Below are 19,120 nucleotides of genomic sequence, written 5' to 3' on the forward strand. Positions count from 1 at the left end.
GTTTGAACCACGACGATGTGGAGCTCTCATGACACAGTCCCTTGAAACACCACCCCTGACGCTGGTGGGCGATCCGCCTCCTGTCAACGAGACGCGGGCGATCACGACCGCACCGGCAAGGCGACGTTTCTTCCGAAGCGACCGCACTCCCCGCGCCAAGCTGTCGTGGCGTCGAGCTCTCGCCCGGGACTGGCGGCTCTACACCTTTCTCATCGCACCGCTGATCTTCCTGCTGGTGTTCAAGTACGTCCCGATGCTGGGCAACATCATCGCCTTTCGTCGATTCCGCCCCGGAGGATCGATCTTCGGAGACGAATGGGTGGGGTTCTACTACTTCGATGCGTTCATCTCGAACCAGCAGTTCTGGACGGTGTTCTGGAACACCGTGATCCTCGGAGCCCTCACGCTGCTGATCACCTTCCCGCTGCCGATCATCCTGGCTCTCATGCTCAACGAGCTGCGGTCACGGCGGTTCAAGCGGATCGCGCAGACGATCTCGTACCTGCCGCACTTCATGTCGGTGGTCATCGTCGCGGGGCTCGTCCTGCAGTTGACAGCACTCAATGGAACGGTCAACCAGTTGGTCGAGGCCATGGGCGCCGACCCCGTGCCGTTCATGCAGCGGCCGGAGTGGTTCCGTGCGATCTATGTGTCATCCGAGGTGTGGCAGACCGTCGGCTGGGGCACGATCCTCTACCTCGCCGCCCTCACGACGATCGACGACCAGCTGTACGAGGCGGCGCGGATCGACGGCGCGAACCGGTGGCAGCAGACGTGGCACATCACGCTGCCCGGCATTCAGCCGACGATGATGGTGCTCCTCATCCTGAACATCGGCTCGTTCATGTCCGTCGGATTCGAGAAGGTGCTGCTCCTGCAGAACCCGCTCATCTACTCCACGGCCGACGTCATTGCCACCTACCTGTACCGCGTCGGCATCCAGTCGGCCCAGTTCTCCTACGGAACGGCCATCGGACTGTTCGAGGCCCTCATCGGCCTGGTACTCGTGCTCGGCGCCAATGCACTCTCTCGTCGAATGGTTGGAACCTCGCTATGGTGACCGAATCCCTGCCCCAGAAGCCGGATATCGCCCACGTCCGGAGGGAGGCCGGAGTCATCCGGGAGTCGCGCGGGGCCCAGGCGTTCCGTGCCGTCAACGTGATGTGCGTTCTGCTGGTCTGCGCCGTCACGCTGTACCCTTTCGTCAATCTGATCGCGAAGGCGTTCTCCTCCGAGGGCTACATCGCCGCCGGCGAGGTCAATCTCGTCCCGCGCGGGTTCAACCTCGACACCTTCCGTGTCGTGCTGAGCGATCAGCTGTTCTGGACGAACTACGCGAACACGTTCCTCTACACGATCGTCGGAACGATCATCGCCATGGCGATGACGACGACGTACGCGTATGCGCTCAGCAAGCCCTACCTCAAGGGACGCGCGTTCTTCGTCGGCGTCGCGGTCTTCACGATGTTCTTCGGTGGCGGCCTCATTCCGAACTACATCCTCATCGCCAGCTATCTCGGCTGGCGCAACAGCATCTGGGCAATCGTCGTGCCGGGCGCCCTGAGCGTCTTCAACCTCCTCGTCATGAAGTCGTTCTTCGAGAACTTCCCCACAGACCTCGAGGAGGCGGCCGCGATCGACGGGCTGTCGACGTACGGCATCTTCTTCCGTATCGTTCTGCCGCTGTCCAAAGCGGTCATCGCGACGATGACCCTCTTCTACGCGGTGAGCCTCTGGAACTCCTGGTTCAGCGCGTTCCTGTTCATGGATGACAAGTCCCAGTTCCCTGTGACGGTCTACCTGCGCAACCTCATCGCCGCGGCGACGGGAACGCAGGAGGCGACTGGCGGCGAGGCCGTTCAGATCGCGTCCAACATCCAGGCCGTCACGATGCTGCTCACCGTGCTTCCGATCATCTGCCTCTACCCCTTCATCCAGCGCTACTTCGTCTCGGGCGTGATGCTCGGGTCCGTCAAGGGCTGAGCATGCGCCTCTCTCGAATCCCATTCCCCCGAACGACGACGTTCAAGAACAGGAGACAATCATGACCATCACTCACAAGGCACTCGCGGGCTTCGCGGGCCTCGCCATATGCGCGGTCGCGCTCGCCGCGTGCTCGAACGGTCCGACCGGCGAGCCGGTCGCGACTGACGGCGGAGCGACCATCGACGAGGCCCACTCCGTCGGAGCCATGGAGGACTTCGGCGTCGGCGTCACGTTCAAGGCGACGGAGCCGGTCGACTTCTCGATCATGTACCGCGACCATCCCAACTATCCGGTCAAGGACGACTGGTCGATCTTCCAGCACCTCTCGGACGACCAGAACGTCACCTTCTCGCGCACCGACATCCCGATGGCCGACTTCGATCAGAAGAAGTCCCTGCTCATCGGCAGCGGTGAGGCGACCGACATCATCTCGTCGACCTACGCGGGCAGCGAGACGCAGTTCGTATCGGGCGGCGCGCTTCTGCCCGTCTCGGAGTACTTCGACTACTTGCCCAACTTCATGCAGAAGATCGAGGACTGGGGTCTCGAGGAGGACCTCGACAACCGCCGACAGGCGGACGGGAAGATCTACCATCTCCCCGGCCTGCGTGAGGCGCCGGACATCCAGTACTCGGTCGTGATCCGCGAGGACCTCTGGCAGAAGGCCGGGATCGAGGGCGACCCTGCCACCTGGGACGAGTTTCTCGAGCAGCTCGAGGAGGTGAAGGAGGCGAACCCCGATATCGACTACGCGATGTCGGACCGCTGGACGGACTCGCAGCCCCTGGGCTCGCTGCTCAGCGTCATGGCTCCGAATTACGGCACCGCTGCGGGATGGGGATACTCGAACACCTGGTACGACGACGAGGCCGGGGACTACGTCTTCACGGGGACGACCGAAGAGTACAAGGATGTCGTGACCTACGCCGCCGACCTGGTGGCCGCCGGGGTGCTCGACCCCGAGATCACGCAGAGCGACGACCAGGCGGTCCAGAAGTTCGTCTCCGGTCGGACGGCCGCCATCTCGGGGAACACCCAGGCGCTCGCCGACTATCGGGCGAAGCTGGCGGATGCGGGCCGGGGGGACGTCCCCATCCGGCTGATCTCGGTGCCGGGTGGACCGGCCGGTTCGAACATGGCGAGCGGGCGCTTCACTTCCGGGCTTCTCATCGGCAGCGAGGCAGCTGACAAGCCGTACTTCAAGGCGCTCCTGCAGTTCATCGACTGGCTCTACTACTCCGACGAAGGGCTCGAGTTCGCCCAGTGGGGCGTCGAAGGCGAGACCTTCACCCGCGAGACGGACGGCACGCGCAAGCTCACCGACGACATCGCCTGGAGTTCGATCAACGCGGGGGCACCCAAGCTGCTGAATGCCGACTTCGGGTACAGCAACGGGGTCTTCCTGCTCGCCAACGGGTCTTCGCGCGACCTCGTGCTCTCGATGATGACCGATGAGATCGCATCGTGGACCGAGGAGCAGCTCGATGCGAAGGAGCAGCTGCCGACAGCACCGGCTCCGCTTCTGGACGAGATCGAACTCGAGCAGACGTCGCTTCTCCAGACGCAGCTCTCTGACGCTGTGCAGTCCGCAACTGCGGCGTTCATCACGGGTCAGCGGTCGATCGAGGACGACTGGGACGCGTACGTCAGCGAGATGGAGGGCCTCGGGGCGAGTCAGCTCATCGACACTTTCAACACCGCGCTGGAGCGCGGCCGCGGCACGTCCGCAGAGTGAGACTCGGCGGGTCGGCCGCCTTCGCGCCGCCGGCCCGCCGTCCCCTTCCGAAGGAGAAGCAGCATGAGCGTCGACCATCACCCGCGCCGGGCAGTCATGGCGGACGAGATCGGGCGCGGACCGCTCTCCCGCGCTGCCGCCGTGGTGTATCGGATGCTGGTGCTCGAACTCCAGCTCCTGCTCGCGACGATTCCCACGATCGGCGCCATCCTGCTGCTCGACCGCGATCCATCCAACCTGCCGCTGTTCGTCCTTACTCTGCTGCCGGTTGCTCCGGCGCTCGTCGCCGGGTTGTCGGCAGTTCGCGCGGCGGCTCGATCCAATGACCTCGCGCCGGGGAGGTACTTCTTCCGCGCGTATCGCCGAGACATCGGTGCGACGCTCGCCTGGGCTGTTCCCGTGAGCCTGTTGCTTTCGATACTGACGTTCAACCTCCTCCATCTCGATGACGTCGACGGCGGAGCAGCGATGCGTCCCGTCGTGCTCGTCCTGGCGGCGCTCGTCATCGTCTGGTCCGGCCACATGCTCGTCCTCACGGCAGGTTTCCGCTTTCGAACCCGCGATGCCGCTCGCATCGCGCTCGCGCAGATCGTTCCTCGCTGGGGCTACTCGCTGGGCGTCCTGTCGCTCGTCCTCGTCGCCGCGTTCGTCGTTCTCATCGCGTCGGAGGTGGTCCTGTTGCTCTTCCTGTGGGCGGGTGTGGGTCTCCTCGCGCTGATGGCGCGCCCGGTCCTCGACCACGTCACGAAGGAATTCACGGGTGATGCCTGACGCGCGATGACGAGCCGTCGTGGTGGAACTCGCGATCACCGGGGTGCTGCCCGGATCGGGCGTCAAACTGTTCGACCAGCTTGCGCACACCCATCCGCATGCAGCCGACCCGCGTGATCCCGTCCAAGGGAATCACCCACGTCAGATACGACGTACAGCGCTGACCCGCCACCACCTGACATGCCGAGGGGCCTCGCCGACGACAAGGCGGCGCGACGACGACTACGGTCCCGCACGGGGAGAGCCCTCGGGACACACGGATCGGCTGTTTCAAAGGGTCATGCGAGAAGATCTCGTGTGACAGTTTCAGCCACGCCTGGCAGGCGCCGTCACGGCGTCGTCTTCCTTGTCTTCGCCGCCTACCTCCTGCTGCTGGCTTGGGTGGTCCTTTGGAAGCTCGAGGTCCCGTGGATCGGCGATGCCGCGGGTCTCGCGCGACCCATCAAGCTCGTTCCGTTCGTCCCGAGCGGAGACGCGGGGGCGAGCTCGCCCGCAGAGCTGCTGATCAATCTCGTCCTGTTCATGCCATTCGGCCTCTTCCTGGGGTCGATCGCACCCAGCTGGTCGTGGGGGAAGGTGGGCGCGGCCGCCCTCGGCACGAGTCTTGCGCTCGAGACGACGCAGCATCTGATCTCAACCGGCAGCTTCGACACCACAGACCTCATCATCAACACCGCGGGCGCACTCACCGGTTGGGCGATCTTCGTCGCCGTGCGGCGAGCAGCAGGCGAACGCACGCCAGTTCTCATGGCACGGATGTGCATGATCGTCTCAGCGCTCACTCTGCTCGCGGTCGTCGTCTTCGTCCTCTCTCCGCTGAACTATGGGCCGCAACGCGACGTCGTCGTGGAGCACCGCACCGCGACGCGGTGAGCATCGCTCCCGCGGACGAGAGCCCACGCGCGAGACAGTCGACGCCGTCAGTGACGTCGGAGCGGGGGTCTAGTGTGGCGGCGAGCCGGGGGCGAAGCCTGGCAACGGGAGGAGGAGCACACGATGGACTCGAAACTCGCCAACATCACGTTCTATGCCGACGACCCGCCAGCGCTCGCGCGGTTCTGGGCGGGCGTGTTCGGCTATCCGGAGGCCGAGTGGGAGGAGCCACTCAAGCGCGAACTGCTCGCCACAGGTCTCACCGAGGAAGACCTTGCCGCGCGCGGCCTCGCAGCAGACCCGGAAGGTGTCGGTCCGCGGCTCTTCTTCCATCACGCTTCCGAGCCCAAGTCCAGAAGGAATCGGCTGCACCTCGATATCAGCGCCACGCCGGGACGGGTCCCCTCGCACGCCGAGCTCGAGGCGGAGAAGGACCGCATCGTCGGGCTCGGCGGCAAGGTCGTCCGGCTCGTCGACCAATCGTGGGGGCCCTGGCCCGAGCACTACTACCAGATGCAGGATCCCGAGGGGAATGAGTTCTGCCTGCAGTGAGCCGGCATCGAGGCGGACGGTCGTCCGGCGCCCGTCGCCACATCCTCGAAAGGTGCCCGAAGCGCAGAGGGGTCAGGGGAGATCTCCCCAGCCAGTGCGGGCGTGCGTCCATGCCTCGGGTTGTTCCGAGCTCCGCCAGGACCGCGGATCCCCGCAGGTTTGGTGTTTCCGGTGAGCCGCGCGTCTCTTGTCATTCCGCGGCACGCGAAGATGGAGCCATGTCCTCCTCCGTCGAACGTCAGTCCAATCCGACTGCCTGGGCCGCGTTCTGGTTCGCGCTGGCCGGCCTGGTGCTCATGCCCATCCCGCTTTTCATCGGGCTGATCCTGGGCGGCGCACTCTCCATCGTCGCCGCGGTCCTCGCCGTGATCGCCCTCCTCAAGGGCCTCGCGCGCAACGGCAAGGGCATCGCGCCCGTCGTCTTCGCCGCGATCTTCATCGCGCTCACGTGGGGCGGCATCTCGATCGGCGGCGGCACGATCTGGTAGGTCCCCGAGACGCCAGGGACGCAGCATCCTGCCGCTCGGATGCTAGTCGAGGTGACGGGCCAGGGCTTCGAGCAGGCCTCGAGTGCCCTCTTCGCGGGTCGGGCCGTCCGCCCAGAATCCGTCGAAGAAGACGCCGTGTTCGACATGCGTGAGCCTGGTGCCGCCCGGGATCTCCTCGAACTCGAACGACGCCACCGACGTCGACATGTGGGTGCCATCGAGCCACATGTCGTAGGTCGTGACGATGCGAACGTGTTCGACGATGTCGGTGTAGACGGCTTCATACCGCGAGAGCGGGCCGCCGTGGAACTTCGCCTCGTCGACGTCGCGTCCGCCGACGCGGAAGTCGAACCTCCACTCGCCGGGCTCGAACGCGTCTCCGTCGCTGAGCCAGCGGCGCTTCCGCTCCCCGTCGGCGAACGCCTGCCAGACACTGCCGACGGGTACGGGGTAGTCGCGGATGAGCGTGAATCCGGAGTGAGCGAGGCGGCGGTCGGTTGTCATCGGGATGTCTCCTCGCGGGTGAAGGTGACGTGGATCGTGCCGCTCTCGGCGACCCGGGTCTGCACGCCGTGGGTCGATTCGAGGCCCCGGAGGTCGTCCCACACGCGGATGCCCCGGGCGAGCAGGATCGGCGCGATCGCGACGTGGAGGTCGTCGACGAGGCCGGCGCGGAGGAACTCGCGCGCGGTGCGCACGCCGCCGCCGATGCGCACGTCGAGACCGCCGGCGGAAGCCTTCGCCTCGGCCAGGACGTCCTCGATCGGACCGTTGCGGAACTCGAACGTCGTCCCGCCCTCCATCGGGATCGACGGCCGCGGTGCGGAGTGCGTGAGCACGTAGACCGGATGGCCGAACGGCGGCCGATCGCCCCACCAGCCTTTCCAGTCCGGGTCATCGGGGAACGCGTGCAGACCGAACATGGCAGCGCCCATGATCTCGGCACCTACGCCCTCGAAGAACGCGGCGGCGAACGACTCATCGAGCCCTGTCGTGCCCGCCCCGCTCGTGTCGCCGAAGACCTTGTGCCGGAAGGTGCGCGTCGCCGCGTAGGCCGCGGTCAAGGGGCCCCAGTCCTCACCCATCGGGTTGTCGGCCCCGGGGTCGGGTGCAGATGTGTATCCGTCGAGTGACGAGAACAGATCGACGCGAACGCGAGTCATTTCAGATCTCCTTGGTGGTTGTGCGGGCCAGGTGGATGCCGAGGCGGTCGGCCTGGCGTTCCGCAGACGTTCGTTGCTCGCCCAGCCAGAGGTGCAGGACGTCGAGCGCCCCGGGTCGCAGGCTCACGGTCCGCACCCGCCCCTGCTTGCTCGAAGTGACGACTCTCGCGTCCTCGAGGATCCGCAGGTGCTGAAGCAGCGACGGCAGCGTCATCGAGAACGGCGCCGACAGGTCGGACACGACGGCCGGGGATTTCGCCAGTCGCTCGACGATCGCGCGTCGTGTCGGGTCCGCGAGAGCGCGGAGCACCGCATCCAGCTCTCCGGGATAGTTAGGCATACACCTAACTATTGCGCCGAGACGGGGGAGGGTCAACCACTCCGCACCCGGTTCAGTGATCGATGAACCGCACCGGGAGGCCGGCGATCTGCAGCCCTCAGGAGGCGATGATCCACGGCTTCGGGCCGCAGGGCGATGTCCTCCGGTCGGGTCGGCTAGCATTCGGGGATGACGAACCCGGCACCGATCGACGACGTCCCGATCGGCGGCGAGTCCATTCGCCTCGGGCAGTTCCTCAAGTTCGCCGGGCTCCTCGACTCCGGCGGGAACGTGAAGGAGGCGATCATCGACGGCTACGTGCTCGTGAACGGCGAGGTGGATCGCCGCCGCGGACGGCAACTGCAGCTCGGCGATGTCGTCAGCTTCGAAGGGCGCAGGGTACGCGTCTGCCCGTAGAGCGCCCGACGGGACCAAGACGGTGCAGCGAGCCGCTGCGGAGCACCTCGCCACAGAAGGCGGCCAATTCACCGGCCGGAGCCTCGCCAGCGCTCTCAGGTCGCAATAGGATCACAGCACCCTGATGACCCAGAGTCCGGAAGCGGCCGGCCGGTCGCCTCCGGGAGCAACCGAAGGAGAGATCGATGGGTACGCAGAACCTCGCGCTGGTGGTCGGCTCGTACGACGACACCGAGGCCGCGTCGGACGACTACCAGGCGCTTCGAAGCGGCCAGGACGCCGGCGGCTACGAGATCATCGGCGCGGTCGTGCTGGTCCGCGACAAGGACGGCAAGGTCCGGGTCAAGGAGCACGGCGACAAGTCTGTCGGCAAGGGTGCCGCCTGGGGAGCCGGCGCCGGCGTGGTGGTGGGCCTGTTCGCTCCGCCGCTCCTGGCGGCCACCGCGGTCGGCGCCGGGATCGGCGCGATCCTCGGCAAGATCAAGAAGAACCGTGAGGAGAAGCAGTTCGGCGTCGACGTCGACGAGTACCTCGCCCCGGGGACCTCGGCGGTCGTGGCGGTGGTCGACGATCGCTGGGCCGACAACGTCGAGAAGGCGCTTCAGCGGTCGGACAAGCGCATCAGCAAGGCGATCGATTCCGACGACTACGAGAAGCTGCGCAAGGCGATCGAGGAATCGGCCGACGACGTCGTCGAGCAGATCAACTCCTAGTCGATCTCCATCTCGCGGGGGCGACGGGCAGAGCGGGCGCTAACCGCAGTTCGGACGGCAGCCGCGCTGGGTGACGGCGTCGATGAGCACCGTGCCGATGTCGGTCGGCTGCAGGGCCTGGTAAGCCGCGCCGTCGGTGGCGGCCGCGATCTGCTCCAGCGCGGCTTGGTCGGTGTCGGGCCCGTAGCCGATGGCGATGACGGCGACGGGCTTGGCCGGATCCCTGAGGGTCTCGAGCTGTGCGAGCAGCTCCGGGAGGTCGAGGCCGTCGTCGTCCTCGTTGACGCCGTCGGTGTTGAGCAGGACCAGATGCACCTGACCGGGGACATACGTGTCACGCATGTACTGCACCGCCGCGAGCACGCTGTCGTAGAGTCCGGTACCTCCGCCGACCAGGCTGTCGAGCCCATTGGCCGTGTCGATCGTGCGCTGTTTGTGCGCCGGATCGCCCAGCGGGCCGAACGGGACGATCTCCTGCCAGTCCTGTCCGCCGATCCGCCTGCTGGAGAAGACCCAGGTGGCGAGCGAGGAGTCGTCCGACAGGGAGTTGACCGCCCGGACGGCCGCCTGTTCGAACAGGTCGATGCGTCGCAAGTCGTCGGTGGCCGGCTGGAGCATGGAACCCGAGACGTCGTTGAGGGAGAGCATCCGTGACGGCGCGGTGAGCATCTGCCAGGTTCGGAGCGCTTCGGCCTGGTTGGCGCTGTCGATGGGCTGGACGGCGGCGCCGGCGCCGGCAGAATCCGCCGCCGAGTCGGGCGCATCCCCTTCGGCATCGCGCAGGCCATGCTCGGCGAGACGGTCGGTTGCGTCCGCCACGGCAGCGCCGAGCACCTCCACGGCCTCGAGCGTGTCGGCCGAGGCGTCGGCGAGCGTCACGAGGGGCACACCCAGCGCAGGCTTCACGTCGGCGGGATAGATCGGCACGAGTGCGGTCTGCGCCTGGTCGCCGTACGCCCGCAGTGCCTGCTCCGTGGTCACCGCGATCGTCGGTGTCGTCGCGGCGGAGACGGCGGCGAGCGCATCGGCGGCCGTGGGGACGACGCCGGTGTCGAGGCCGAGCACGAGGGCCGTGAAGGTGCGTGCGTCGCCGCCGACCGCGGTCTGCAGGGCGAGCAGCGCGGCGGAGCTCGCGGCGACCGTCGACGGGTCCGGCAGCACGGCGGAGACCACGCGCCCTGCGAGGCTCGAGAACCCCGCGCCCGCGGACTCGAGCGCAAGAGCCGTCGATTCCGTGGCCGCGAAGACGACAGGGGTGCTGGCCACGGGGGCACCGACGACCAGTTCCGCCGCCTCCACGCCGGTGAGCTCAGCCTGGCCGGTCGCTCGCGCGGGCCACATCGCCGAGTCCGGCACCCAGACGTCGAAGGCCGGCGCCGAACCCTCAGCCAGCCTCGCGGCGGTGACCGAGCTGTCTTCGGCTCGGATCGTCACGTCGGCGCAGTCCGAGCCTGATTCCGCCAGGTCGGCCACGACTGCCTCGAGCGCTCCCGCGATCGCCGGATCCGCGGTGATGCGCAGAGCCGACGGCAGACATCCGCCCGCCGCCGGTTCCTGAGGGGATCCGCCGGCGGTTCCGCGCGAGAGGAAGATGCCGAGGACGACAGCCAGCGCGACCGCGAGGACGAGAATGACGCCGAGAAGCAGAAGCGAGCGCCGCCGCCGCTGCGCGGCACGGACGGCCGCGCGCGTCGGGGATTCACTGCTGACGGGCGTGGTCGGCTGCACTCGAACCACATGCACTCCGATGGACGGCGGGTGGGGGGCCCGCTTCGGGATACGACGTCGTACCTGGAAATACCGCGCCGTATGTTGGGGGGGATACTTCAGGGAGTATAGGCGACGGCCGGTCTCCCTGCCCTGGTCACGGGTGCTCGGTCGGCCCGCCGGCCGGACTCCAGGTCTCGGCCGGGTCGATGGCCCGGGCGAGGCGTCGGCTGATGACCCCCAGCTGCCGCACCTGCTGCCGAGTGAGCGGGCCGAAGACCAGTCCGCTGTCGCGCTGGAGCTGGGCTCGAGCGCCGCGGGCAGTGCGTATCGATGACCGCTGCCGTCGACCTGGCACTCCGCCCGTTTACGCTCGTCGTGTGCTCAACGATCGCGACATCTCACGCTGGCGACTGCACTCGCAGCATCTGGCGGCACCCGTCGACGGCGCGGAGGCCGTCGTGCGGTCGCTCCTCGCCGTTCAGGCTGAGAATCCGTCGCAGTCGGCGTGGGCCGTCGCCACTCGCACGCACGACCCGCGCGCGGCCGACCTCGCCGGTCTGCTGGCAAGCGGACGCGTGCTGAGGACGCACGTGCTGCGTCCGACATGGCACTACGTCCTCGCCGACGACGCGCTGTGGCTCCTCGAGCTCACCCGCGACCGCGTGCTGCCGACGGTGGACCAGCAGCTCGTCGCGCTCGGCGATCGCCTGACCGCCCTCACCGACGCCGTGCTCGCAACGCTCGCCGAGTCGCCGGACCGCACCCGCACCGAGCTCGCCGACGCCCTCGCGGAGCGCGGTCACGAACTGACGGGGATGCAGCTCATGCTTCTGGCGGGCCATCTCGAGCTGCACGCCCGGATCTGCAGCGGCGTCCCGCGCGATGGAGAGCACACCTACGCGCTCTTCTCGGACCGGGTCGGCGCGCCGCGGCGACTGTCTCGTGACGAGGCGCTCGCCGAGCTCGCCCTCCGCTACTTCACCTCCCACGGGCCCGCCACTGCGCGCGACCTCGCTTACTGGGCGACGCTCACCCTCACCGATGTGCGCCGCGGACTCGCGGAAGCGGCGGACCGACTCGAGTCGTTCGATCACGACGGTCGCACCTATTGGCACGCTCCCGGACGGCCCGCAGCATCCGTTTCGCCGAAAGGCCACCTGCTGCAGGTGCTCGACGAGATGTATCGCGGCTATCAGGACTCGCGCTGGGCGCTCGATGCCGACGGACTGCTGTCGCGAGGGCGCGAGAGCGCGATCGGCATGGCGCTCGTCGACGGGCAGGTGGTCGCGGGGATGAAGCGAACGCTCACGGCGCGGGCGGCGACCTTCGAGATCCGCACGCTGCGACGTCTCGCTCCCGATGAGGAAGACGCGATTCAGGATGCTGCCGCCCGCTGCGCCCGCTACCTCGAACTCGAGCCGCGCCTGGTATGGCAGGAGCCGCCCCGCGTGAGCCGAGCGTGACGGAGCCGGATCGCCCTCGAGGGGAGGTGGGGCACTCGCCATAATGGGCGTGTGCAGCAACGCGTCGGTCGCGTGACGACGTCTGATGGCACCGAGGTCGCGTACGCCTCGGTGGGTGCGGGGCGCCCGATCGTGTACGTGAGCGGATGGATCGGTCATCTGCAGCTGAGCTGGCAGATGCCCGACGAGAGGGCCTTCTACGCGAGCCTCGCGGAGGGCGGCCGGCTCGTGCGGTATGACCGCGCCGGGTGCGGGCTGTCTCCGTCGACCGACCGATCGCCCTCGCTGGCGTACGAACTGGAGCAGTTGGCTGCGGTCGCGGAGGTCGTGGGCCCGGAGCCCTTCGACGTGATCGGGACGTCGATGGGGGCACTGGTCGCGGTCGCGTGGGCGGCGACGCATCCCGCGACGGTGCGGCGTCTCGTGCTGTACGGCGGGTGGGCGACGGGGACCAACATCTCACCCGCCAGCGCACGCGATCACGTTCTGGCGCTGGTCGAGTCGCACTGGGGCCTGGGTGCTGATGTGCTCACCGACATCTTCGCGCCCGACGCAACGTCGGCGATGCGGAAGGACTTCGGTCGCTATCAGCGCGCCTCCTCCACGGCGGCGACCGCCCGGGCCTTGCTCGCCCTGAGCTACGAGCTCGACGTCAGCGGCTTCCTCGCAGACGTCGACGCGCCGACCCTGGTGCTGCATCGCGCTCAGGATCGTGCGGCTCCGGTCTCGGAAGCCACCACGCTGGCCGAGGGCATCCCCGACGCGAGGCTCGTCGTCCTGCCGGGACGATCACACCTTCCGTACGTAGGCGATGCGCAGAGCGTCGTGGCGCCGATCCGCCGCTTCCTCGGACTGCGCAGTCTGCGGCGCGCACCCGGGACGCTCACGCCGCGGCAGACCCAGGTCGCCGCGCTGGTCAGCGAGGGCCGGACCAACAGGGAGATCGCGGCGCGGCTCGGAATCGACGAGCGGTCCGCCGAAGGGCACGTCGAGAGGATCCGGGTACGCCTGGGCTTCACGTCGCGAGCCCAGATCGCGGGGTGGTTCGTGGCACAGCGCGACGCCTCAGGAACGCGGAAGTGAGGTAGTTCCACGCCTGTGCGCGCGACCGCGGCCCACGACGCTGGTATCACCGACGATCCGAGGAGGAGCCATGGCCGACACCGCGACCACCCGCGAGGCGGACACCGCCTTCGAGTTCGAACAGCACACGATCCGCGGCCCCTTCAACGCGGCCTTCTTCCGCGTGATGGATCCGTACATCGAGCGCACGCTGCGCGCGCACAAGCAGCGCATCTTCACCGATCTCCCTCGCGAAGTGGTCGAGATCGGGCCGGGCGTCGGAGCGAACCTGCGTTACCTCCCGGCCGGCGGCACGCTCGTGGCCATCGAGCCCAACCGGTCCATGCACGGCCCGTTGCGCGACGCGGCGCACCGGCAGGGCGTGCGTCTGGACGTGCGTGAGCGAATGGCGGAGCGGACAGGGCTGCCCGACAGCAGCGCCGAGTGCGTGATCTCATCCCTGGTGCTGTGCTCCGTGCAGGATCCCGCCACGGTGCTGGCCGAGGTGCGGCGCATCCTGCGGCCGGGGGGCACCTTCCGGTTCCTCGAGCATGTCGTGGCGCCGGAGGGCTCGCCGACCCGGGCTGCGCAGCGGCTTCTCCGGCGTCCGTGGGCGTGGACGTTCGAGGGCTGCTCGTGCGAGCGAGACCTGGAGCGGACCGTGCGCTCCGCGGGTTTCAACGATGTGGCGATCGAGCGTTACCGGATCCGCACGCCGTTCCTCCCGTTCAACACCCACATCGCCGGTATCGCACGGGCGTGACCGCGTGCGATACCGGCGCACTCCGCGTGGCGGGAGGGGTCAGCTGATCGATGCCGCCGCGGCGCGGATCGCCTCGAGCGTCGCGTCCGGCTGCGACACCATCGAGACGTGCGACGCGTCGACCTCGGTGATCGTGGCGCCGGCACGCTCGGCCATGCGGCACTGCGTATCGATCGGGATGACGCGGTCCTCGGTGCCAAGGACCGCCCAGCTGGGAATCGTCTTCCACGCGGGTGCGGCCGACGGTGTCACGTTCGCGACGAAGGATGCCGGACGCTGGGTCGCGACGATGGTCCACCGGTCCGCCTCCGGGAGGTCCTGCGCGAACGCGTCGTGCACCGTCTGCGGCTTGAGGAAGGCCTCGGCGGCGCCCTCCGGTGCGCCCGGATAGCCGGCGACGTCGAGCACCGTGGTCGGATCCGCGACCGCGAGGGCTGAGCCCGATCCCTCGAGGATCCCGACGACGGTCTCGCCCTCGTCCGGGATGAAGGCATCGACGTACACCAGCGCCTTCACGTCGCCCCCGTTCGCGCCGGCGTTCGTGATGACCGCACCCCCGTAGGAGTGACCGACGAGCACGACGGGTCCGCTCGTCCGCTGCGCCAGGAACGATGCGATGTAGGCCGCGTCGGACGTCAGCCCGCGCAACTCGTTCGGCGGGGCGAGGACCGTGTACCCCTCCGCCTGGAGAGGAACGCTGACGGCGTTCCAGCTGGATGCGTCGGCCCACGCGCCGTGCACGAGGACGATGGTCGGCTTGCTGTCTGACATTCGACTTCCCATCTGTTGCGCCGCCCCCAGGCGGCTGCGGATGATCCAAGTCGCGTCGTGTGCTGTCCTGGACGCGCTGCCCGACACCTTAGGGCCGCGCGCCGCGTCGGCGCCAGCGTTGTCCGGATGGCGGGGTGGTGAACGCTCGACCGCGGTTGTGCGCGACGCGACAGGCACCGTCTGTCAATGGGTATCTGCGGCGGGGGTGACGTGCCTAGCCTGGGGCGATGGCAGTGAGGGAGCTGTGGCTCGTCCGGCACGGTGAGAGCATCGGGAACATCGCGGCGACGCGCGCCGAGATCGAAGGTCTCGACGTGATCCCGCTCGACGTGCGGGACGCCGATGTCCCCCTTTCCGGGACCGGGCAGGAGCAGGCGGCCGCCCTCGGTGCGTGGCTCGCCGGCCACCGTGACGACATCGACCTGTATTGGGTGTCGCCCTACGCCCGAGCACGGGAGACGCTCGCGATCGCCCTGGGCGACGGAGTGCCCGGCCCGCCGGACGGAGCAGCAGGCCCGCGGGTCTTCGTCGACGAGCGGCTGCGCGACCGCGAGCTCGGCATCCTGGATCTGCTCACGAGGCAGGGCGTGGCGCGTCTTCACCCGGAGGAATTCTCGCGGCGCCGCCACCTCGGCAAGTTCTACCATCGGCCGCCTGGGGGCGAGTCCTGGGCGGACGTCGCCCTGCGACTCCGGTCGTTCCTGCGCGAGGCGCTGGAGAGCGGTCCCGACACGGCGATGCTGGTTGTGCATGATGCGGTGGTCATGCTGCTGCTCTACATCCTGCTGCCGCTGCGCGAGGACGAGTTGCTCAGCTTCGCCGACGATCACACCGTCTTGAACGCCTCGATCACGCACCTGGTCCGGGCGGATGCCGGCTGGAAGCTCGCCGCGTTCTCGGATGTCGCGCACCTCCAGCGCGAGGGCGCCGATGTCACCGCCCACCCCGGGGATCCCGATGTCCAGCCGCGCTGAGCCCGTCACCGACGCGCTCCTGCGGGAGTGGAGCCTGCCCGCGCCGGGCGACTCGAAGAAGTCCCGCGGCGACGTCGTGGTCGTCGGCGGATCGCGCACCTCACCCGGAGCGGTGCTCCTCGCGGGGGAGTCGGCGCTGCGGGTCGGTGCCGGGCGCGTCGCGCTCGCGGTGCCCCAGTCGATCGACGCGCAGGTGGGCATCGCGCTCCCGGAAGCCGGCATCCTGGCGCTCCCGGACGATGCAGATGCGCCGCTGGACGGCAAGCTGGGCGAGAGGGTCGCCGCGGCCGATGCGGTGCTGATCGGGCCCGGCTTCAGCGACGCCGACGAGACGCGGGCGACGCTGCTGACCGTCGCCGCGACAGGACCTCGCCTGGTCGTGCTCGATGCCTTCGCACTGGGGGTGCTTCCCGAGATCGATCGCGGCAGCCTTCCCGACGACCTCGTCCTGAATCCCAACAAGGACGAGGCGAAGATCCTGCTCGGCCGCGAACTCGCCGACGACGTGGCCGACGTCTGCGAGATCGCCGCGGCCTTCGACGCGGTCGTGAACTGCTACGGCGTGGTGGCCCGCCCGGACGGGCGCGCGTGGCGGCTCGACGACGGCGACGGCGGGCTGGGCACGTCCGGGAGCGGCGATGTGCTCGCCGGCGCCATCGCAGGGTTCGCCGCACGCGGCGTCGATCCGGCTCGTGCCGCGGTGTGGGGATCCTGGGCGCATGCTCGAGCGGGGGTCCGCCTCGGGGAGCGGATCGGTCTGGGGTACCTCGCGCGAGATCTCGCGCACGAACTGACCCCAGCCATCCACAGCCTGAGCGGATAGCCGGGGTCGTGCTCAACTGGGCGGGACCGCTCGACCACAGCGCCGCGGATTCCCAGCGGCAACGCCCCGCGGGTGGACGCTGCCGATCGCGCCCGCGCTACCTGCGCTGTTCGAACGCCCCTGCGGTGACCGGAATAGCGACCGCGGCGACGATGCAGAGCAGGCCGGCGACGAACACCAGGGCCGGAAGGATCGGTGACGCGAACGACAAGCCCAGGATCACCATTCCGCCGACGAGCAGGATCAGATAGAGCACGAACAGCATGGTCAACCTCCAGGATCGCCTGCCTCATTGATACCCCAACCCCCGGGCGGCGGGAAGAGCGTCATCACTGGCACACCGCCGAGGCGGGGGCGAGAATGACGCCATGAGACTTGTGCAGGTGGCCCAGCACGCCGACGACCTGGAGCGTGCCGCCGGCTTCTACGCCGCCCTCCTCGGCACCGACGCGACGGCGGTCTTCGATCCGCCGGGTCTGCTCTTCTTCGACCTCGACGGGGTCCGGCTGCTGCTCGACCGCAACGCCCCGACCGCCCTGCTGTACCTGCACGTCGACGACGTGGTGGCAGCTCTCGGGCGGATCGGCGAACGGGCCGAGGTCGTCTCGCCGCCTCACGTGATCTTCACCCACGACGATGACACCCTCGGACCGGCCGGCCACGACGAGTGGCAGGCGTTCGTCGAGGACTCGGAGGGCAACACCGTGGGCCTCGTCTCGTTCCGGCCCGTCGCCGCCTGACGGTGTGCCACGCTGCACCACGAATGCGCTGATGATGAGGCATCCTGCTCGTATCGAGTCGGTAACAGGAGTCAGAGTGCACGCACCGGTGGGGTTAGCCTGGTCGCGATGAGCGCCTACGTCTCGGCGTTCGAGCTGTTCTCCATCGGCGTAGGACCCTCGAGCTCCCACACAGTCGGCCCCATGCGGGCCGCCCACGATTTCGTCGTCCGTCTGCGCGAGAGCGGCGTGCTGCCGCGCGTCGGCCGCGTCACCTGCACGCTGTACGGCTCGCTCGGCGCGACGGGCATCGGTCACGGCACGCCCGACGCCGTCGTCGCGGGTCTGCAGGATCTCGAGCCGGAGTCGGTGGATCCGGATGCTGTGCGCTCGGCGTGGACCGGCTGGCCCGACGGGCGCGCGCTCGAGTTGGCCGGTACGCACCCGGTGCCGTTCGAACGCGGCGACGTCGTGTTCGCCCCCCGCACGCGCCTGCCCGCCCACCCGAACGCGATGAGGCTCGAGGCATGGGCCTCAGCGGACGACGGCCCCGCGCGCGCCCTCTCCGCGCCCGGGATTCGCCAGACAGGCCTTGCGGCGCCGATCGAGCCGGTGACCGGGACGGATGCCGGACTCCTCGTCCGCGACACCTACTACTCCGTCGGCGGCGGCTTCATCCGCCGCGACGGCGAGCCGGCGCAGGTGCGCGCGCACGCGTTCCCCCTGGACTTCTCGAGCGCCGGGGAGCTGCTCGCGGTGTGCGACGAGCGGGGCATCACGATCGCCGAGGCGGCGCGCATCAACGAGGAGTCGCTGCGTCCCGACGAGGACATCGCGGAAGGCCTCGACGCGATCTGGGACGCGATGGCGGCGTGCGTCGAGGCAGGTCTCCAGTCAGGGGGCGTGCTGCCCGGGGTGCTGGGCGTCAAGCGGCGCGCCGCATCCATCCGCGAGCAGCTGGAGGCCGCCGAGGCCGACGGCCGGCGAGAGCTCCCGGGGGAGTGGCTGGGCGCATTCGCGCTCGCGGTGAACGAGGAGAATGCCGCGGGCGGGCGCGTGGTGACCGCGCCGACAAACGGCGCCGCCGGCATCCTGCCCGCCGTCGCGATGTACTGGTGGCGCTTCCTCGCCGACTCCGGCCTCGGAGCCGGCAATGCGGTGACGCCGTACGGCGAGCTGGTGGGCAGCGCGCTGCTCGGCTACCACGGGCACGCGGCGACCTCCGAAGAGGCCGCAGGCTGGGATGGCGAGCAGGTCGCCGAGGCCAACCGCCGCCGAGGCATCCGTCGGTTCCTCCTCACCGCCACGGCGCTGGGCTCGCTGTTCAAGGCCAACGCCTCGATCTCGGGGGCAGAAGGCGGTTGCCAGGCCGAGGTCGGGTCGGCGTGCGCGATGGCCGCGGGTGGCCTCACCGCGGTGATGGGCGGCACGAACCGGCAGATCGAGAACGCCGCCGAGATCGCCATGGAGCACCATCTGGGTCTCACCTGCGACCCCGTCGGCGGCCTCGTGCAGATCCCGTGCATCGAGCGCAACGCGATCGCCGCGTCGACCGCGGTCACGGCTGCGCGCCTCGCCCTGCGCGGCGACGGCTCGCACTACGTCTCGCTCGACGCGGTGGTCGAGACCATGCGCCAGACCGGCATCGACATGTCGCACAAGTACAAGGAGACGAGCGAAGGCGGTCTCGCGGTGAACGTCATCGAGTGCTGACACCGCCCCGGTGCGGCCTTGCGTCGGCCCTCCTCCGGCGTTGTCCCGGGGCCGCGACACTCGGGATGAGGTCACGGATGCCGCATGTCGCGGCACCTGGATCGC

At 68.8% G+C, this 19,120-nt stretch carries 22 protein-coding genes; 16 read left to right on the forward strand and 6 right to left on the reverse strand.

What is annotated here, in order from left to right:
* Positions 1-28 precede the first annotated feature (28 nt).
* The 7 genes from MRBLWH7_RS17725 (at position 29) to MRBLWH7_RS17755 (ending at position 6,405) form a co-directional block, all read left to right on the forward strand.
* Complete coding sequence (locus MRBLWH7_RS17725; protein ID WP_341996884.1) at positions 29-1,060, forward strand: ABC transporter permease subunit; 1,032 nt, start codon at positions 29-31, stop codon at positions 1,058-1,060.
* Positions 1,054-1,983 (forward strand): carbohydrate ABC transporter permease, encoded by a 930-nt coding sequence (locus MRBLWH7_RS17730; RefSeq protein ID WP_341996886.1) that lies wholly within the window; start codon positions 1,054-1,056, stop codon positions 1,981-1,983. Before MRBLWH7_RS17725 ends, MRBLWH7_RS17730 begins: the two co-directional genes overlap by 7 nt.
* A gap of 61 nt (positions 1,984-2,044) precedes the next feature.
* Positions 2,045-3,721, forward strand: coding sequence for an extracellular solute-binding protein (locus tag MRBLWH7_RS17735; RefSeq protein ID WP_341996888.1), 1,677 nt, complete (start codon positions 2,045-2,047; stop codon positions 3,719-3,721).
* Positions 3,722-3,784: 63 nt separating this feature from the next.
* Complete coding sequence (locus MRBLWH7_RS17740; RefSeq protein ID WP_341996889.1) at positions 3,785-4,492, forward strand: hypothetical protein; 708 nt, start codon at positions 3,785-3,787, stop codon at positions 4,490-4,492.
* A 297-nt stretch (positions 4,493-4,789) separates the two neighbouring features.
* On the forward strand, positions 4,790-5,365 hold the full coding sequence (locus MRBLWH7_RS17745; RefSeq protein ID WP_341996891.1) for a VanZ family protein: 576 nt from the start codon (positions 4,790-4,792) through the stop codon (positions 5,363-5,365).
* A gap of 123 nt (positions 5,366-5,488) precedes the next feature.
* Positions 5,489-5,917: a VOC family protein gene (locus MRBLWH7_RS17750; protein WP_341996893.1), complete on the forward strand. Its 429-nt coding sequence runs from the start codon at positions 5,489-5,491 to the stop codon at positions 5,915-5,917.
* A 218-nt stretch (positions 5,918-6,135) separates the two neighbouring features.
* Positions 6,136-6,405, forward strand: a complete 270-nt coding sequence (locus MRBLWH7_RS17755) for a hypothetical protein (protein WP_341996895.1) — start codon at positions 6,136-6,138, stop codon at positions 6,403-6,405.
* A gap of 42 nt (positions 6,406-6,447) precedes the next feature.
* Here MRBLWH7_RS17755 and MRBLWH7_RS17760 read toward each other — a convergent pair whose 3' ends face one another.
* The 3 genes from MRBLWH7_RS17760 to MRBLWH7_RS17770 are packed head-to-tail and all read right to left on the reverse strand — an operon-like array spanning position 6,448 to position 7,908.
* The gene (locus MRBLWH7_RS17760; RefSeq protein ID WP_341996897.1) at positions 6,448-6,909 is read right to left on the reverse strand and encodes an SRPBCC domain-containing protein; all 462 of its coding nucleotides are present in this window, start codon (positions 6,907-6,909) and stop codon (positions 6,448-6,450) included.
* Positions 6,906-7,568: a dihydrofolate reductase family protein gene (locus MRBLWH7_RS17765; protein ID WP_341996899.1), complete on the reverse strand. Its 663-nt coding sequence runs from the start codon at positions 7,566-7,568 to the stop codon at positions 6,906-6,908. The genes MRBLWH7_RS17760 and MRBLWH7_RS17765 overlap by 4 nt, the downstream gene beginning before the upstream one ends.
* A gap of 1 nt (position 7,569) precedes the next feature.
* A complete protein-coding gene (locus MRBLWH7_RS17770; protein ID WP_341996901.1) occupies positions 7,570-7,908 on the reverse strand; it encodes a metalloregulator ArsR/SmtB family transcription factor in 339 nt (112 codons plus the stop codon).
* Positions 7,909-8,076: 168 nt separating this feature from the next.
* Between MRBLWH7_RS17770 and MRBLWH7_RS17775 the strand changes: the two genes are divergently transcribed.
* Positions 8,077-8,304, forward strand: a complete 228-nt coding sequence (locus MRBLWH7_RS17775) for an RNA-binding S4 domain-containing protein (protein WP_341996903.1) — start codon at positions 8,077-8,079, stop codon at positions 8,302-8,304.
* Positions 8,305-8,489: 185 nt separating this feature from the next.
* Complete coding sequence (locus tag MRBLWH7_RS17780; RefSeq protein ID WP_341996905.1) at positions 8,490-9,017, forward strand: DUF1269 domain-containing protein; 528 nt, start codon at positions 8,490-8,492, stop codon at positions 9,015-9,017.
* 39 nt (positions 9,018-9,056) lie between these two features.
* Here the strand turns inward: MRBLWH7_RS17780 and MRBLWH7_RS17785 are convergent, their stop codons facing one another.
* Positions 9,057-10,745, reverse strand: coding sequence for a hypothetical protein (locus MRBLWH7_RS17785; protein ID WP_341996907.1), 1,689 nt, complete (start codon positions 10,743-10,745; stop codon positions 9,057-9,059).
* A gap of 359 nt (positions 10,746-11,104) precedes the next feature.
* On the opposite strand from MRBLWH7_RS17785, the gene MRBLWH7_RS17790 reads away from it, so the two are divergent.
* The 3 genes from MRBLWH7_RS17790 (at position 11,105) to MRBLWH7_RS17800 (ending at position 14,015) form a co-directional block, all read left to right on the forward strand.
* Positions 11,105-12,190, forward strand: coding sequence for a winged helix DNA-binding domain-containing protein (locus MRBLWH7_RS17790; RefSeq protein ID WP_341996909.1), 1,086 nt, complete (start codon positions 11,105-11,107; stop codon positions 12,188-12,190).
* A 72-nt stretch (positions 12,191-12,262) separates the two neighbouring features.
* Complete coding sequence (locus MRBLWH7_RS17795) at positions 12,263-13,273, forward strand: alpha/beta fold hydrolase (protein ID WP_341996911.1); 1,011 nt, start codon at positions 12,263-12,265, stop codon at positions 13,271-13,273.
* Positions 13,274-13,343: 70 nt separating this feature from the next.
* Positions 13,344-14,015 carry a methyltransferase domain-containing protein gene (locus MRBLWH7_RS17800; protein WP_341996913.1) on the forward strand — a complete coding sequence of 224 codons (672 nt, stop codon included), beginning with the start codon at positions 13,344-13,346 and terminating at the stop codon, positions 14,013-14,015.
* Between the two features lie 39 nt (positions 14,016-14,054).
* Here the strand turns inward: MRBLWH7_RS17800 and MRBLWH7_RS17805 are convergent, their stop codons facing one another.
* Positions 14,055-14,786, reverse strand: coding sequence for an alpha/beta hydrolase (locus tag MRBLWH7_RS17805; protein ID WP_341996915.1), 732 nt, complete (start codon positions 14,784-14,786; stop codon positions 14,055-14,057).
* Positions 14,787-15,013: 227 nt separating this feature from the next.
* Between MRBLWH7_RS17805 and MRBLWH7_RS17810 the strand changes: the two genes are divergently transcribed.
* Both MRBLWH7_RS17810 and MRBLWH7_RS17815 read left to right on the forward strand, forming a co-directional pair.
* Positions 15,014-15,760, forward strand: a complete 747-nt coding sequence (locus MRBLWH7_RS17810; RefSeq protein WP_341996917.1) for a histidine phosphatase family protein — start codon at positions 15,014-15,016, stop codon at positions 15,758-15,760.
* The gene (locus MRBLWH7_RS17815; protein ID WP_341996919.1) at positions 15,744-16,583 is read left to right on the forward strand and encodes an ADP/ATP-dependent (S)-NAD(P)H-hydrate dehydratase; all 840 of its coding nucleotides are present in this window, start codon (positions 15,744-15,746) and stop codon (positions 16,581-16,583) included. Before MRBLWH7_RS17810 ends, MRBLWH7_RS17815 begins: the two co-directional genes overlap by 17 nt.
* 97 nt (positions 16,584-16,680) lie before the next feature.
* On the opposite strand, the gene MRBLWH7_RS17820 is transcribed toward MRBLWH7_RS17815, so the two are convergent.
* Positions 16,681-16,848 (reverse strand): hypothetical protein, encoded by a 168-nt coding sequence (locus MRBLWH7_RS17820; protein ID WP_341996920.1) that lies wholly within the window; start codon positions 16,846-16,848, stop codon positions 16,681-16,683.
* Between the two features lie 103 nt (positions 16,849-16,951).
* Here MRBLWH7_RS17820 and MRBLWH7_RS17825 point away from each other — a divergent pair, with 103 nt between their 5' ends.
* Together MRBLWH7_RS17825 and MRBLWH7_RS17830 are read left to right on the forward strand one after the other, a co-directional pair.
* Positions 16,952-17,323, forward strand: a complete 372-nt coding sequence (locus MRBLWH7_RS17825) for a methylmalonyl-CoA epimerase (RefSeq protein WP_341996921.1) — start codon at positions 16,952-16,954, stop codon at positions 17,321-17,323.
* A 108-nt stretch (positions 17,324-17,431) separates the two neighbouring features.
* Entirely contained in the window at positions 17,432-19,015 is a 1,584-nt protein-coding gene (locus MRBLWH7_RS17830; RefSeq protein ID WP_341996923.1) for an L-serine ammonia-lyase, iron-sulfur-dependent, subunit alpha, read from the forward strand.
* The last annotated feature ends 105 nt before the right edge of the window (positions 19,016-19,120 follow it).

The sequence above is a fragment of the Microbacterium sp. LWH7-1.2 genome, from assembly GCF_038397755.1.
Classification (GTDB): domain Bacteria; phylum Actinomycetota; class Actinomycetes; order Actinomycetales; family Microbacteriaceae; genus Microbacterium.

Bases quoted from the DNA above. Each gene is read 5' to 3' on its own strand.
- MRBLWH7_RS17740 (WP_341996889.1), top strand. From the start codon at position 3,785: ATGAGCGTCGACCATCACCCGCGCCGGGCAGTCATGGCGGACGAGATC.
- MRBLWH7_RS17755 (WP_341996895.1), top strand. From the start codon at position 6,136: ATGTCCTCCTCCGTCGAACGTCAGTCCAATCCGACTGCCTGGGCCGCG.
- MRBLWH7_RS17780 (WP_341996905.1), top strand. From the start codon at position 8,490: ATGGGTACGCAGAACCTCGCGCTGGTGGTCGGCTCGTACGACGACACC.
- MRBLWH7_RS17775 (WP_341996903.1), top strand. From the start codon at position 8,077: ATGACGAACCCGGCACCGATCGACGACGTCCCGATCGGCGGCGAGTCC.
- MRBLWH7_RS17815 (WP_341996919.1), top strand. From the start codon at position 15,744: ATGTCCAGCCGCGCTGAGCCCGTCACCGACGCGCTCCTGCGGGAGTGG.
- MRBLWH7_RS17760 (WP_341996897.1), bottom strand. From the start codon at position 6,909: ATGACAACCGACCGCCGCCTCGCTCACTCCGGATTCACGCTCATCCGC.
- MRBLWH7_RS17730 (WP_341996886.1), top strand. From the start codon at position 1,054: ATGGTGACCGAATCCCTGCCCCAGAAGCCGGATATCGCCCACGTCCGG.
- MRBLWH7_RS17825 (WP_341996921.1), top strand. From the start codon at position 16,952: ATGAGACTTGTGCAGGTGGCCCAGCACGCCGACGACCTGGAGCGTGCC.
- MRBLWH7_RS17765 (WP_341996899.1), bottom strand. From the start codon at position 7,568: ATGACTCGCGTTCGCGTCGATCTGTTCTCGTCACTCGACGGATACACA.
- MRBLWH7_RS17750 (WP_341996893.1), top strand. From the start codon at position 5,489: ATGGACTCGAAACTCGCCAACATCACGTTCTATGCCGACGACCCGCCA.
- MRBLWH7_RS17735 (WP_341996888.1), top strand. From the start codon at position 2,045: ATGACCATCACTCACAAGGCACTCGCGGGCTTCGCGGGCCTCGCCATA.
- MRBLWH7_RS17805 (WP_341996915.1), bottom strand. From the start codon at position 14,786: ATGTCAGACAGCAAGCCGACCATCGTCCTCGTGCACGGCGCGTGGGCC.
- MRBLWH7_RS17810 (WP_341996917.1), top strand. From the start codon at position 15,014: ATGGCAGTGAGGGAGCTGTGGCTCGTCCGGCACGGTGAGAGCATCGGG.
- MRBLWH7_RS17800 (WP_341996913.1), top strand. From the start codon at position 13,344: ATGGCCGACACCGCGACCACCCGCGAGGCGGACACCGCCTTCGAGTTC.
- MRBLWH7_RS17770 (WP_341996901.1), bottom strand. From the start codon at position 7,908: ATGCCTAACTATCCCGGAGAGCTGGATGCGGTGCTCCGCGCTCTCGCG.
- MRBLWH7_RS17725 (WP_341996884.1), top strand. From the start codon at position 29: ATGACACAGTCCCTTGAAACACCACCCCTGACGCTGGTGGGCGATCCG.
- MRBLWH7_RS17820 (WP_341996920.1), bottom strand. From the start codon at position 16,848: ATGCTGTTCGTGCTCTATCTGATCCTGCTCGTCGGCGGAATGGTGATC.
- MRBLWH7_RS17830 (WP_341996923.1), top strand. From the start codon at position 17,432: ATGAGCGCCTACGTCTCGGCGTTCGAGCTGTTCTCCATCGGCGTAGGA.